This window comes from Paraburkholderia sp. SIMBA_030 (assembly GCF_046535245.1).
Taxonomy (GTDB): domain Bacteria; phylum Pseudomonadota; class Gammaproteobacteria; order Burkholderiales; family Burkholderiaceae; genus Paraburkholderia.
Window position 1 is genome coordinate 1 of sequence record NZ_JAWRXB010000692.1, and the last position, 267, is coordinate 267.

Here is a 267-nt window from a genome sequence, read left to right on the forward strand (position 1 = left end):
GGCGCGGTGCCATCGTCATACGTCACGGCCGAAGCGTTTGAAAAGATCAGCACTGAAATCTGTGAAGACGTAAAAAATAAACAGTTCGAAGCAATCTACCTGGACCTGCAGGGCGCAGCGATGGCAGAAGGCATCGACGACGCGGAGGGCGAACTGTTGGCCCGTGTGCGTGCGCTCGTTGGCGACGCCATGCCGATCGTCGCCAGCCTCGATCTGCACGCGAATGTCACGCATCAAATGCTTGTTTGTGCCGACGCGCTCCTTTCG

The 267-nt window shown here is 57.7% G+C and carries 1 protein-coding gene; it reads left to right on the forward strand.

Annotation, left to right across the window (positions count from 1 at the left end; genetic code table 11):
• The coding region (locus SB772_RS41725; protein ID WP_410838736.1) for a M81 family metallopeptidase at positions 1 to 267 on the forward strand (267 nt) is incomplete at both ends.